The 13,967-nt window shown below is 28.6% G+C and carries 13 protein-coding genes; all 13 read right to left on the bottom strand.

Translation table 11 applies throughout. The features are described 5' to 3' along the window. Positions 1–698: BspA family leucine-rich repeat surface protein (locus A5816_RS16440; RefSeq protein WP_143354115.1), on the bottom strand; the 698-nt coding region annotated here is incomplete at its 3' end. 182 nt (positions 699–880) lie between these two features. After that, positions 881–1,585 carry a WxL domain-containing protein gene (locus A5816_RS15135; protein ID WP_143354114.1) on the bottom strand — a complete coding sequence of 235 codons (705 nt, stop codon included), beginning with the start codon at positions 1,583–1,585 and terminating at the stop codon, positions 881–883. A gap of 141 nt (positions 1,586–1,726) precedes the next feature. Next, positions 1,727–3,169 (bottom strand): helix-turn-helix domain-containing protein, encoded by a 1,443-nt coding sequence (locus A5816_RS15130; protein WP_086311675.1) that lies wholly within the window; start codon positions 3,167–3,169, stop codon positions 1,727–1,729. Positions 3,170–3,420: 251 nt separating this feature from the next. After that, on the bottom strand, positions 3,421–5,013 hold the full coding sequence (locus tag A5816_RS15125) for a helix-turn-helix domain-containing protein (protein ID WP_086311674.1): 1,593 nt from the start codon (positions 5,011–5,013) through the stop codon (positions 3,421–3,423). A gap of 468 nt (positions 5,014–5,481) precedes the next feature. Next, positions 5,482–6,087 (bottom strand): hypothetical protein, encoded by a 606-nt coding sequence (locus tag A5816_RS15115; protein WP_086311672.1) that lies wholly within the window; start codon positions 6,085–6,087, stop codon positions 5,482–5,484. An 860-nt stretch (positions 6,088–6,947) separates the two neighbouring features. Beyond that, positions 6,948–8,522: a peptidoglycan DD-metalloendopeptidase family protein gene (locus A5816_RS15110; RefSeq protein ID WP_086311671.1), complete on the bottom strand. Its 1,575-nt coding sequence runs from the start codon at positions 8,520–8,522 to the stop codon at positions 6,948–6,950. Between the two features lie 35 nt (positions 8,523–8,557). Beyond that, entirely contained in the window at positions 8,558–8,935 is a 378-nt protein-coding gene (locus tag A5816_RS15105) for a hypothetical protein (RefSeq protein ID WP_086311670.1), read from the bottom strand. Between the two features lie 635 nt (positions 8,936–9,570). Next, a complete protein-coding gene (locus tag A5816_RS16615) occupies positions 9,571–10,020 on the bottom strand; it encodes a DnaJ domain-containing protein (protein ID WP_256926104.1) in 450 nt (149 codons plus the stop codon). Between the two features lie 175 nt (positions 10,021–10,195). Next, entirely contained in the window at positions 10,196–10,900 is a 705-nt protein-coding gene (locus A5816_RS15095) for a hypothetical protein (RefSeq protein ID WP_086311669.1), read from the bottom strand. Positions 10,901–11,412: 512 nt separating this feature from the next. Next, positions 11,413–12,270, bottom strand: coding sequence for a hypothetical protein (locus A5816_RS15085; protein WP_086311667.1), 858 nt, complete (start codon positions 12,268–12,270; stop codon positions 11,413–11,415). Between the two features lie 48 nt (positions 12,271–12,318). Beyond that, positions 12,319–12,504 carry a hypothetical protein gene (locus tag A5816_RS15080; RefSeq protein WP_086311666.1) on the bottom strand — a complete coding sequence of 62 codons (186 nt, stop codon included), beginning with the start codon at positions 12,502–12,504 and terminating at the stop codon, positions 12,319–12,321. Positions 12,505–12,604: 100 nt separating this feature from the next. Beyond that, positions 12,605–13,306, bottom strand: coding sequence for a hypothetical protein (locus A5816_RS15075; RefSeq protein WP_086311665.1), 702 nt, complete (start codon positions 13,304–13,306; stop codon positions 12,605–12,607). After that, positions 13,290–13,964 (bottom strand): ABC transporter ATP-binding protein, encoded by a 675-nt coding sequence (locus A5816_RS15070; RefSeq protein WP_086311664.1) that lies wholly within the window; start codon positions 13,962–13,964, stop codon positions 13,290–13,292. Before A5816_RS15070 ends, A5816_RS15075 begins: the two co-directional genes overlap by 17 nt. Between the last annotated feature and the right edge of the window lie 3 nt (positions 13,965–13,967).

The raw sequence follows: 13,967 nt of genomic DNA, 5'->3' as shown, positions 1-13,967 counted from the left end.
CTACTACAGTCTCGGAACATGCCATACATATCCGTCACTTTGCTCGTATTCCAACTACTTAAATCTAAACTTTGTAAACTACTACAGTTATAGAACATACTGTACATACTTGTCACCAGATCCGTCTGTAGTTTTTCCATTCCATCGATTCTTTTTAAATTAACAAGACCAGCGAATAACAAGCGACAGTTTCTTGGTAGACCAAATTTATTAGAACCCATAAAGCTAATATATTGAATATCTTCAGCAGGTATTGCACCTGTCGTCTTCCATGGTGTCTTCCATGGTGGTTCTTCATTTAACATATCTAAGCTGTCTGCATGAACTTCTAAAACTCCTGCACCACTATTAAAAATGTAATCTGCCGTACCCCATTTCCCAGTTATAGTTCCTAACACTGAGGCACTCGTCTCTTTTGAACTATCTGCTTCTTGATTCTTTGAATCTTTTGCATCAGATTCTTGTACTAGCTGTTCTTCTGAAGAAGAAGTCGTCTCAGCACTTTGACTTGTCGAAATCTCTTCTTTTGAATGATCAGATGAAGTACTGTTTTCTTCTGTAGCTGATGGTTCTTGCTCTTCTTGTAAAGAAGCTGCTTGAACAACGATTTGCGGTAGTTGTGGTGTAACTGGAAAAACATTTGTAGCTATGATACTTGTCGTAGCAAGCAACCGTAACATTTTATGATTCTTACTCACTCATTTACCTCCATTTCTATGAAACTAGCTAACTGTTATCAGCTCCTATACTTTATTGAGCTAAGTATAGGCAAAGAATCATTAGCCCTCGTTTTATTTATGGTCTATTGAAAGAAAACCGAAAGTCATCCCCAAGACAGCTTCCGGTTTCTTTGATTATTCATAAACTATTAGTTCATAGATTAAGGGTTAGTTGGATCTGCAGTTAATGTATACGTTACTGTTGTTTTATATTGATCAGTATTCTTAACAGTTGAGTTTGGCACATTTAATTGTACACCGTTCGTTGTATCATCTGCTTGTAATTGACCCAAACCAATTGAGTGGACCCCAATTCCTGTAGTAGCATCTGCAGAAGCAATTTCTTGATCTGTATCATTTAAGACGATTTCTCCGCCAGATACAGCTGGTGCCCCAACTTGACCATTCCCAGAGAATAAGTTGCTAAGTTTTAATTCTGCCCCAGTTAATTCATTTCCATTTGAATCTTTGAAAGCATCATCTTGTTTAGCTGTTAGTGACCAACCTTTACGATCTGTTCCACGAGAATCTTTTACAGAAACAAATGGTGTAACTTTTGAACCATCTTTCATTTCATCTGCTTTCGCATGGAAAGTTGTCTCCGTTTTTTTATGTGTTCCAAAGTCTAATTTAGATGCATAGTTAATCATTAATTCCCCACCAGTTGGGTTAGTTGGATCTGTTGGATCTACTGGATTAGTTGGGTCACCTGGATCTACTGGATTAGTTGGATCTTCATCTTTCTCAAATTGAATAATTGCATCTGTTTTAGCTGTTGTGGCATCTGTATAGTCCGCTGCAAATACACTTCCTCCGCTAGACAACGTCGTTGCCAATAGCGCTCCACACATTAATAAATTTTTCATTTTCACAAAAATCACCTCTATAATTTTTTGTACTTCTTTAGTACAAGGTAATTATAGAGGTAAAACTACTTCCAAAAAGTTCATTATAGCTATTTAAAAAACTCTTTTTTTGATATGATTATACAAGTAGTAACAATAAATTTAGTTATTTATTATAGCTTCTATTTGCAAAAAATCTTTATTACCTAGATTAGTATCAATAATATAAAATATATTATTGTTTTCTAATGTTTTCAGTTGACCATCTGTAATACAAATATCTGCTTTATTTTCATCAAAAGTCTCCTCAATTAAGTACTTTTCTTTAAAATGTTGAGCTATATTACCAAGTATTGTTTGTTCTGTAGTTCTACCAGCAGATACCGATACCAATATTTTTATTTTTTTTAAGAAAAAATTACGCAGAGCTTGAAAATGTATCATGCAGTATGTTTCTAGTAAAAAGCTCTCACTATAGATTATCTGTGGAAACTTATCTTTAAGATCGGAAATAATTGTATTTAAATTCTTAAAGATTTCAGGATAGTTTTGGGCCATTTTTTCTTTATAATAAAAGCTGTCTGAAGAAGTAATTAAAACTTTTGATGGAACAATGAAAGCCTTACTGTGACACATCACTAATTCCAAAAACAATAAAGGATGTTTTTTCTCTAAATTTTCAAGTTTATATTTTTTCTCCACATTTTTAAATAAGTACTTCGTGATCTCAAAAGCAAATAAATCTTTTTCTCCATAGACTTCTTTTAATACAATCAATTTTTCCACATTAGTTTTAACATAATTTAGTGAAAAACTACTTATAACAAAAAAATAATAATGGAATTCGGACTCTGGACAATATAATTGTGGAAAACTTCTATACCATTCTTCCTTGCAAATCTCAAACATAGCATTTTCTTCAGTCAATTGATAAAATTCTTTTTTGTAATCAATAATATGTGCTTTTTTTACCCTTATTCTTGATATTGCTAATAAGTAATAAATTTGCTCATAACTAACTTGGGAACACCAAATTTCTAGTCTCATTGATACTCGTTCACTATTTTCAATTAACTTAGCTTTATCTACATTACTAAAAGGCCAATACCTACCTTTAAAAATTTCCCAGTAATATTTAAAAAGAAATCCTCTAATATTTTGTTCGTCTCCGACAAAACGATTATTTCTTATAGCTATATTAGAATCCTTTAGTATCTCGTTTATAAAAGCAATTTTTCTTCTAATAGATGCTAAACTAATAAAATTTTTATACGCAAACTGATCTAACGAAATAATACTTTCATTTAATAAAGACGTGATTAATTTGAAGGTTAAAGAATTACTATAAATCTTTTGAATCAAATCGGCTATATATATACTACTTGAACAGTTAAATAAAACTCCTTTATTTTGAACAATTTCAATATAAATATGCTTATCTTCTTCAATTTTACTTTGTAATGATTTTATTATTTTATTGACAGTAACTCTACTTAAATTCATATGCTCGCCTATCTCCTCCGAGGTTAGCCAACGGTTTGAATTTTGACCTAAATATTTTAAAATTTCCACTTCTTGATTTTCAGCTTTATGTAGATATTTCATTATTAAACTCCTTTGCCTCTTGATACAGCTAAACCCATAAAATAATTACTTCATATAAATACTAAAATAGATTTTGTTAAATATTTAACAATAGATTTTCATAAGTACAAGATTAACATTTAATACCAGTTAATAAGATCAAAAAAAGCAATTAATAATGTATAATAATGATACTCACAACCTATTTTTATATTATTTTTCTATAAAAGAATTAGGGAATCAGTAATTACTGACTCCCTAATTCTCAATATTTAATTATATTTATAAAAAACATTTTCTAATTTATTAATTTGTGATTTCATTTCTTCTTTATCTTCAAAATAAATACTTATTAATTCTAGTAACCTTCTGCACAGTAAAATTTCACTTGAACTGATATTTAAAATATTTTTTTTTAAAATTATTATCGGAACCTTAGGATAATATATAAAGAATTTTTCAGATGAACTACTAGATATAATTAAATCAATTTTTTCTTGTTTCACCTCAAATAATTCACTTGTACCAAATATTCTTAATTTATATTGATCACCCAAAAAATTGTTCAACATATTTTTAGCTAAATCTTCTCGTCTTTTTTCTAGTGGTTCATCGAAATAGATTGTTATTTCTTTCTCTAGTAAGTTCAACGGAAAAAGTTCAGAAAAAATGTACATATATTGATTTAAAATTAAATATTTTTGATTGAATAACGAAAAATTCAACATTTCTCTCAATTCGATAAAAATCTGATCCATTAAGTTATTCAATTGTTTATAAGTTTTTAAAGCCTGATCAACATCTTTTTCAATAAATGGTGTATCTTGAAATAAAAAAGCTCTATAATGAATAGAAAATGCAGCAACAAAAATATTCTTTACTTTTTGTTGATCTATATCTGACAAATTTAAATGCATTTTCTTTAAAAATAATTTAAAAAAGGCCTCAGTTGCCTGATAGATAACCGTTTTTTTTTCTTTATGGAGCTCAATAACAAAAAGTGCTAATTTTTGATTTTCAAAAATATTAGCTCCTGTTTGCAATCGACTAATATTAAAATGTATCTCATCCTCTGAGCGAATTCCTTCAGAAAAAAACAAATTATAAATGTTTGTCGACATTCTTGAAGTAACAATTTCATTTATTTCCTTTATTTTTTTCCATTCATCTTGATTTCCTAATTCTATTTTCTCATTGTGAGAATAGCGAATAATTCCTATTGCATAATTATATGATATTTTATTTTTTAGTATGATTGAGACTGGATAGTTTAAACTTTTAGACACTTTATCAATAAAACTAAATATTTTTGTTTGATCAATATTTAAAAAAGGCCATTTTACTCCTCTATATAATTGCCAATAGAATATAGAACCAAATAATCGTATGCTTTTTTCATTACCTTTGAAAAAATAAATTCCTTCTTGCGATACAATTTTAAATCCATAATCTTTAATCAATGAATTAATTCTTTTAATCTTTCTTTTAAAGGTAGCAGAACTTACATAATGATCAAATGAGAAATGGACACTATTTAGTTGACCTGATAAAAATATTTTATTCAAGATAGTTATTTTTATAGATTTATTTATCATAAAAAGTCTAAACATAATAAATGAATCCTTTTTTATAAATTTTATTCGATATCCTTTATTTTTTTCCCTTAGTAAGATAACCTCTTTAGAACAATATTCAGTAATAAGTTCTTGAATTTCTGTCATATATTTTAATATCGTTCTTTGTTCGACAGAAATTTTTTTTACCAATTCATCCGTGGATACCCATATCATCTCTTTACTATAAAGATATTCTAAGATTTGAACTTTATGATTAATATCTTTTTCTATAATTGTTTGGACTAACATCCAAATCACTCCCCCTAGCAATCATATAATATTACAACTGCTATCTATTAGAAATCATCACAATACTCAATTTGTATAAAAGTCAACTTGTTTGAATTTTAGTTTGAATTATGAATAAAAACATATTTAAATATCCTAGTTATGAAAAGCAAAAGAAGGCAAAGTAGCTAGTGCTATTTTGCCTTCTTTTGTTTTCTGTCTATTATTTTATACTATTGAAAACTAATAGTAAATTATATGGCACGCTTAAAAAAGGTGATTACTTGTCCTCTTTTATTATACTCATACATTATGCTAATATTTTTGAACGATTTTAATCGACTCAGCAATATTAATTGTTGTTCTCTACTTAATTTTAATTCTGTAATGACCTGATTTAAAGAAACCATTTTATTGTCATTTGATTCAATTAAAGTAATAATTAAGTCTTCCATAATCCTCTACTTTCACTATTAAAAATTATAAAAATCAATCATCAAGGATTGTCTGAATTATTTCTCCAGATTTTGCATCTACCAAAATCTCTAAGTCATCACTTAAATGAACTATCCAGTTTTTTTGTTCACCTATATTTTCAAATTCATATTCTCTAATCGTATGATTAGGATATTTTTTCATAACATTTTGACTAATTCTACCAATCGGGGCTCCCATTTTTAATAAGTCAAAATCACTATCCTTACGTATCGTAGATAATGTTACTTCTTGATCATGTACGACTAAATTATTTTGATTTGGATTAACTACTAATTCATATTCATAATTTTCGTCTTGCACAACATATTCAAATTGATAAGAATTTCCAACCGATTCAACATTTATTTCATTTATTGTTGCTAGCTTGTATTCTTGTTGAACTTTTTTTGTCGCTTTTTCAAAATCTTTATCCAGTTGTATAAAAGATTCTTCTGTCCTGTTCAACTTTTTTGTATTGAATTTATCTGACATATCTTGAAGTATAAAATCCATTTTTTGTAAAAAAAGTGATTTCAATGATATGTGTCCTATAATTTCAAACCCTACAACCAATACTATTCCAACTAATAAAATTTTTCTGATTAAATTTAATTTCATTGAATTCTCCATTTCTGTTATGAGTGAACTACTTATTATTACTTAACATTAAAATGGATCTTATTGAGAATAGAGCAGACTTGATTAGTTATTTTTGCTTAACATCGGCTACTCTTGTTTCCCATCCATCCCTGTAGTTTCTAGTTTAGTGACTGTATCTAAGAAAACATTTGTAATCATAGATCTTCGGTTGATGCTCTCATGACTGAAGTCACGATATTCTTGGGGAATGGAGCAGAAGTGAACGTATATTTCTTTACTAACATCGATGTTTCTTATTTACCAATCTAACCTCTCTGTACTTTACACATCAAACAAGATGATACTGAACAAAATGGACTTAGCCACTTCCATAGTAGATTTCTAACATATGTCGATTAATTGATACAGCTGAAGTAATGTCTCAAACGAAACCTATTTATCTATACGACTACAGTCGCGAGTAGGCTCAACTTTTTTGATAAATATTGATTCAATTCTCAGTAGAAAAAATTAATCATTTTTGTTATTAATTTCACTGAAAAACATGGATTTTTGGTAATAAGGGAAACTGATAGACAATATATTTCTACTTTCATCGGTTTCCCTTATTTAACCAATACTCATGACTTATCTATTATATATTTTTTTCTTTCTTGATTACTTGAAAAGTATTGCGATAAGACTATCTTATTAAGGAATGAGATATACTTATTTTTTTAGATAAACTTTGTACTTGACAAACAATTTTCGGATCATTCATCCATTCAGGTTTATTAGTTAGCTTAAGAATTTCTAAGTAAATATCTTTATTCTTCATAAACTGTCGCCTTTCTTATTTTAGGATTGATCATTCATAGTTTAATAAGTGAGTGCTAGTTTTATTTAATTGTTAAAACTGTTTGGGGATCAATCAATTGAGATCGATTCAAACTATTATTTAAACAAATCTCAAAATGTAAATGTGGCCCTGTACTATTTCCTGTCGAACCAACATAACCAATAATTTGTCCTTGCTCGACTTTATCACCAATTTTCACTTGATATTCTTGTTGGTGTGCGTACAATGCTGTTGTACCATCTTCATGCTCGATGGCTACATAATTTCCCCAAGATGAATGAAACTCAGCTTTGATAACGGTACCTGCTTTACTAGCATAAATTGGTTCCCCTTGTGCAGCCGCAAAGTCCAATCCTCGGTGGAACTCTCCGTCACGATCGCCAAATGGACTAGAAATCGTATAGTTTTTTACAGGTACGATATAACCTTTTTGACTTAATTCTGGTCCAGCTACTTCCTTATCATAGTCTGTTAAATGATAGGCCTCAATCAGAGCATTTAACTTCTCATCATACTGGGTATCAGTGGCGTAACGCCCCGTCAAAAACTCTGTTGCCTCTTGATAGGTTTTGGTATTGCTTTTCCATACACCACTATAATAATTACTATTGCCTATTAAGCCTTCTTTAAGAAGTTTCACATAGTCATTTAGGCTGTCTTCATAAGTTTCATACCGCTTGAAAGTTGCTTGAGTAGTGTAAAATGTGCCATTTCCAAAGTCTTCTTGTGTTGCAAAAGAAACGCTCTTTCCATTATGTGTTCCTTTAATTCCAAATAAATTATAATTTGGTGCTTGGGCTAACTCACTCTGACCACTAGCTGATTCTATGATCGCTTGCGCAATCATAACTGAAGCATACAAATCATTTTCTTGTCCTACTTTACGAGCAGACTCACCAATTTTGCGAACGAAGCTTTCTACAGATTCATCTTTCTCAAAATGAATCGTCCCTTTGTCAGCTTTCTTGCTATAACGAATAATCTCTTCAATCGGAGAAGTTGTTTCTTGATGATAGTCTGTTGATTCTTCTTGACTTGCTAGTGCAGGTCTAGGAACTTGTTGCGTTTCTGAAACCACTGGCTGAGACATTGAAGCAGTTATTTCTTGTGATTCACTTGTTGCAGTTGATTCAGAAGTTTCTGTCGTTATTTCTTCTTGCGTACTTGAAGAATCAGTAGAAATACTTGGTTCTTCACTTGATGGTGTTTTTGAAGGTGTTGATTCTTCTTGATTCGTATTATCTTGTTGACTGGAATCCGTTGGTTTACTTGATTCTGAGTCAGTTTGTGGCTGGTCTGTCGTTGAATCAGTTGTATCGTCTGTTGTTTCAGTAGTCGACTGACTGCTATTGTCAGTCGGAGAATTATCTGCCGACGTTTCTGTTTGTGTCGTATTCGTTGCGCTATCATTGCTTGTTGTATCTTCTGTTTCTGCTATTAAATTATCTGTTGGATTTGGTAGATAATCATTTTTATCTTTTTGTGTTTCTTGGATTCTTTTTTCATCATCCTGAAATAAAAGTTGTTCTTCTGCTAAAGCTTGTGTAGGTGCCGATAAACATATTTGTGATAACAACAATATTGAAGCAACTTTCGATATATTTGTTTTTTTCAATAGTATCTTCCTTTTCTGCTTATTTAATAAAAAATTTATTCAACACAAAAAATAAGGGATTTTTCTTTCTTTTCATTTAACTTTAACCCCATCTTTTCGTGATTAAACGTTTTATAATCACTCTCCACTAAATTTATTAGCTCAGTACCATAAATTTTTAGTTCGTTTTGTAACGAAAGTATTTCTTCAACAATTGATAATCTTGAATCAATTCCAAGAATATAGGGCAAAGAATGCCAGAAGTTTTCAGCACTGATATCCTGTATTATGTGTACAAAGTATTGATGTAACTGTTCTATATATGATAGAGCTTGAAAATCATTTAACCGAGTTAATTCATTTTTTATATACTGGCATCGATTATTAAATTGTTCCTTATAAATAAAAGCATCCTTATTCTTTAATTGTTCCATATAATATATAATGATCCTCTCTATTTTATCTTACTTATCGTAAAATTATTACGATCCTTAAAGTATACGATCTTTTGTAATTATAAATGTGTTTTTTCATAAATTAACCTCACTTTTTTATATTAATAAGTATCAATAATGATAATTTATAATTTTAACTTAATTCAGGAAGAAGTCGCCTATCCTCTATAGGTCGGTGATGAATGCTTTTCGGTATGAGGGTTATTCGAAAACCGACAATTAAGGAATATTGTCTTTTTAATTTTATTTTGGACTATAACCAATCTATAAAGAAATGGTTTGATATAACATGTATTTAGGGACAAATAGTCATTCAATATTTCTTCTTTATTGCAGAACCGTAGGATCTACAAGGACAGCTTGTTAAATAAGAGATGTCTCTGTTAGTAAAAAAATATGCTAAGCTATTAAGTCTGCTCTATTACCCATTTGGAATGATAGAAAGTTTTTTAATCGAAAAAGTGCTTGTTCTTTACAAAACAAAAACACCTCCAATTTAGAGATGTTTTTGTTTTGGTAATACATAATTATTATTTTGAAAAAATAAAAAAATTTTCAACTGTCAAATAATACTAATAAAGAAAATAATCATGAACATCTATTATCGTAACTTATTAAGATAATAGATGTTCATAAGCCTTTACGATCTCTTTAAATTTTACACTAGCATTGGGATCGTGATTTTTATCAGGATGATACTTTTTCACCATTTTTCGATACTGTTTTTTAATTTCTTGATTACTATCACCTTTTTTAACACCTAAAATTTTTCTGTATTTTTCTAGACTGTCTGTACTACTTGAGTAAGAATAGCTTTGACGTTTTTTTTGCTGACCTTTTGATTGCTGATTACTATTTGTTGAATTGTACTGTTGTTGATTATTGAAAAAACTGTTCGAATAATAATTTTTCTCTTTTTGCTTCCTTTTTTTAGTAATTTTTTGGTAACAAATAAATATGATTGCTAATAAGTATAAAGTGAAGTTTCCAATCAATCTGAAAGCTATGAATAAGAAACGAATTGGAATAAATGCGATCTGTAGAATAAGAATAATAATGCCCAATGCAATTTCTCCTATGTAAATGACTAAAGAGATAAAAAGGCCAAGCAAAAATAAGGCTAAAATAAAGTTTAATGAAAGACTAATAATGTTATTAGAATTAATAACAGCTAAGAGTAATAGATGATTAATAGTGAGCACCTCCAAAAAATTTAAGAGATAATTTCTAATATAGAAGTTAAGTCATAATTAATGACTTTTTCAAGGATTTACGAGCTAGAATCATGTGTATAGTGATGATTAAAATTTTTGAATCCTTATTTTGATTTTGTACAAATGGATCAAAAAATCCAAAGTATCCCTCCTGACTTTGCTGATCTTCAATAAATTGGATTGTCTTTTGTTTAAATTCTCTTAACATTCTTGAGGGAAGCATACCTATAGCTTCACAGAGAACACAAAATTCGATTAACTTATATTTTTTCCCACAATTTACTGTCAGACTTGCTAAAAAAAGCTGAAGTTCTTCCAATTGTTTTTGATGCCCTTCAACAGTTAAATAGTTAATGCACAAAAGAATTCGATAAACTTTTTCTATTGTTATAGGATTTCGTAAAATAGAAAAATCATGAACTTCTTTCATGAAACTATTACAAATTTTAGACACATCGTTATTTATATCAAATCCTAATTTATATTTTAAGTATATAATTTGAGAACCACGCCGTTTAGTTTTAATTAATTCATCTTTCAGACTCTGCATGCTTTGACAAATACTAGAATTATCCAATAAATCAAGTATTAGCATAGGATAGATATCATCAAATTCAAACCTGTCTATCTGTATAAATCCTGTAGGTAAAATTGTTTCTTTTAACAATTTTGAGTTAATATCATCGTTTTTTTCCAACCAATTAACTAGACGATTTTCTACTTGATCCATGTAACTGTACCTCCTCCTTAAACATCGAAAGCCATAATTTCAAAATTGGTGATGAGTATGATTCACTTGCCATTAACTTTTCTATATATGTATTGAGATTTTCTTTCTCAACTATTAGAGGAAATTGCTTACCGCAGCTAACAAAATTCATCAGCTCATTAAGTCTTTTCCAGTCTTCATCTAACCATTCATTACATTGTATATATGTCTTTGAAAATTGTGTAGATAATAGTTTTTTATATTTAGTATTATACTGTAATTCATTAACTAGAAAAAAATAGACATGCTTTTCAAAAGCCATAGGATAGATATTTAATAAATCTTCAATAGATAAATTAAGCTCGAATGTATATGCTATATCACGAATTAATTTAATCGATATATAATTGTAAAACTTTTTTGAACAACCATTAATTATTACACTATAAACTTTAAATAGATAACTCACCTCTTGATAAAATTCAAAATTCATATTTTTTTAGAAAGTAAATTCAAAAAAGTTTTGAGTTGCGTTAATTTACCTCGAACCATGTTAAAGCCCCCATACAAACTAAAGTGGTGTGATATCGTTCCTTAAATCTTTTTATTTTGCTAAAATAGTTATGATCAAGAGGTGCAGGAAATGAACCGTCATAATCTTGTGAATCTTTAATAAAATCAATTGATAATTTTATTAAAGAAGCAAAGTCTTCATTTAAATTAAGCTTTAAGAAATAACAACAAAGAAGTAATTCAGCTAGAATATCCAAATCGTTCCTTATAATACTGTCGTAAATCAAAATTTTAAAATATTCTTTATTTTGCAATAAAATGTGATTATATTTACTTTTTCTTTCCATATCAGTCATATAAAATATCGTGTGAGTAACGCTGTATATTGACATTGGAGTTAAATAGTATGGAGATAGTTGTTTGCCTAAAATTGTCTCTTCAAAAATTTTAAAAATAGATGGTAAATTATCTTTTACCCCAGCTTTATTTATTGAATATTTCATATCCATTAATCTAAAAGGGGTTCTTTTAAGTTGAAGATCTATTTTTTTGTTCTCAATATAATCAACTAATAATCCTTTAAATAAGGATTCATCATTCTTCAATAAAAACTCTTCCAAAATACAAATACCAGAGATAGCATTTAAATTATGAATAAATTTATTTTCAAAATCACCAGTTTGAATGACTCCTCGAATATACCTGTTTATTTTCCTATATTCTTCATTGTGTAAGTGCGAATCGGGTAATAAATTATAGCAAAATACTAATTCAATAAACGGTTTTATCTCTTCATTAGTAAAACTATTAGTTGCAACGTTAAATAAATTTATGTTGTTGGTGAGGTATTTTATGCAATTTAAAAGATTAGTTTCCATTCTGTCCACCCATATAAATTATTGCGCTCCATATTTTAACAAATTTTGTTAGACTGGTTTAGATACTAAATTAAAATTTGAAATACGTTGTTTTAGATTTGATATACCGTTATTTTCTGACGAGTAAATAAAAACCCATCCTGACCAAGCCAAAACACCACCATAGGTATCAAAGTCATTATTCATTTTTAAACCTGTTGGAACAACAATATTAGAGTTTAAATTTTTTAACATAAGATAATTCTCCTTTTTATGAAGTTAACACTATTATATATGGAGCGCAAATTTAATATACCATAAACACTATTTATTGTATATTGTTCATAGAATATTATTACCAATTAAATTTTCTTGTTTTTATTAGCGTAAATAGAAAAATGCTTAAAAACAACAAACATATATTAAAAATAAAAGGGGAATTAAATAGTTCGTTAAAATTTTCTCTAATCGGAATTATTGTTGTTGGAATTATTAAGTTATAAACTTGTTTGGCATTTTCGATTTTGTTTGTAGCCCCAATCATAAATCCACTCATTTTGTCATAGTACGTTAATAAATAGATTAGTGTAGGTATCACTGTAATTCCTGATAAACAAAGTACATAGAAGAATACTCCAATTTTTTTTGAAGAAAAAGACCTAAAACCTAGTAAAATTATTATATTCACACAGTAAAATGAACTAATTGAAAGTAATTTTGGTAGAAGGTTAAGATCTAATAGAGGAGTATATAAAATATAGAAAATACAAAGCGCTAATGTATAAACAACAGATTTGATTACAGCAATTGACGGTACTTCATATTTTAAAGTGTAAAAAAAGAAATAATCCCTTGTGAAAACTAGTCTATACAAATCATATAATGAGAATATTACTAGCATAGTAGTCGATAACATAACCCAGACAGCATGAATCATTGCTATATCGTTATTTTGTTTTAAAAAAAACAACATTAATTGAAAAGTAGTCTCAACAAAATAAACTGGCAGGACGATTTTTAAAATATCTTTTATATTTTTTTTAAATACGAACAACATCTTTCATAACCTCCAAATATTTTTTCTCAAGACCATTAAAAGAAGTTTTCATCAATTCTAAATATTTTTCATGTAATAGAATTTTTCCTGAATCAATGAAGATAACTTCTTCAAAAACATCTTCAACATCTGAGATTAGATGTGTACTGAGTAAAACATTACTGTTGGATCTTCTGTAATTTTTAATTAATTTTATTAACGTTTCTCTATGAAAAGGGTCAATCGACGCTAGCGGCTCATCAAATAGATAAGTATCTACATCTTGTGATAATCCAAATACAATGTGTACCTGTTCTTTCATTCCTTTTGAAAAATCACTTAATTTGATCGTACGATCAATATCTAAAAAATTTATCATTTTTACAGCACGATCAGTGTTAAAAAAAGGATATACCTTTGGAAAAATAGACAAACAATCATTTATTGAAAAGTCTAGTGGAATATATTCTTTATCTGGAATAAAAAATACTTTATTATTACCTTCAATTTTTCCAGAAAATTTTTGATAGTAATTACCTAATATATTTAGTAATGTAGTTTTTCCAGCACCATTGGGTCCAAGTAAACCAATGATTTGGTTTTCATTTTCAATATTTAAAGATATATTTTTTAGGATTGGTTTCTTAAATCCAAATGTTAAATCTACAATCTTTATCATTTT

It is taken from the genome of Enterococcus sp. 3G1_DIV0629 (assembly GCF_002141285.1).
GTDB lineage: Bacteria > Bacillota > Bacilli > Lactobacillales > Enterococcaceae > Enterococcus_B > Enterococcus_B lactis.
Note: the sequence above shows the minus strand (reverse complement) of the source record. Positions and strands in the feature narration are given on the sequence as shown.

What these genes read in the sequence shown, in the direction of transcription:
- A5816_RS15135 (WP_143354114.1), bottom strand. Translation starts at nt 1,585, where the DNA reads ATGAAAAATTTATTAATGTGTGGAGCGCTATTGGCAACGACGTTGTCT.
- A5816_RS15130 (WP_086311675.1), bottom strand. Translation starts at nt 3,169, where the DNA reads ATGAAATATCTACATAAAGCTGAAAATCAAGAAGTGGAAATTTTAAAA.
- A5816_RS15125 (WP_086311674.1), bottom strand. Translation starts at nt 5,013, where the DNA reads ATGTTAGTCCAAACAATTATAGAAAAAGATATTAATCATAAAGTTCAA.
- A5816_RS15115 (WP_086311672.1), bottom strand. Translation starts at nt 6,087, where the DNA reads ATGAAATTAAATTTAATCAGAAAAATTTTATTAGTTGGAATAGTATTG.
- A5816_RS15105 (WP_086311670.1), bottom strand. Translation starts at nt 8,935, where the DNA reads ATGGAACAATTAAAGAATAAGGATGCTTTTATTTATAAGGAACAATTT.
- A5816_RS15095 (WP_086311669.1), bottom strand. Translation starts at nt 10,900, where the DNA reads ATGGATCAAGTAGAAAATCGTCTAGTTAATTGGTTGGAAAAAAACGAT.
- A5816_RS15085 (WP_086311667.1), bottom strand. Translation starts at nt 12,270, where the DNA reads ATGGAAACTAATCTTTTAAATTGCATAAAATACCTCACCAACAACATA.
- A5816_RS15080 (WP_086311666.1), bottom strand. Translation starts at nt 12,504, where the DNA reads ATGTTAAAAAATTTAAACTCTAATATTGTTGTTCCAACAGGTTTAAAA.
- A5816_RS15075 (WP_086311665.1), bottom strand. Translation starts at nt 13,306, where the DNA reads ATGTTGTTCGTATTTAAAAAAAATATAAAAGATATTTTAAAAATCGTC.
- A5816_RS15070 (WP_086311664.1), bottom strand. Translation starts at nt 13,964, where the DNA reads ATGATAAAGATTGTAGATTTAACATTTGGATTTAAGAAACCAATCCTA.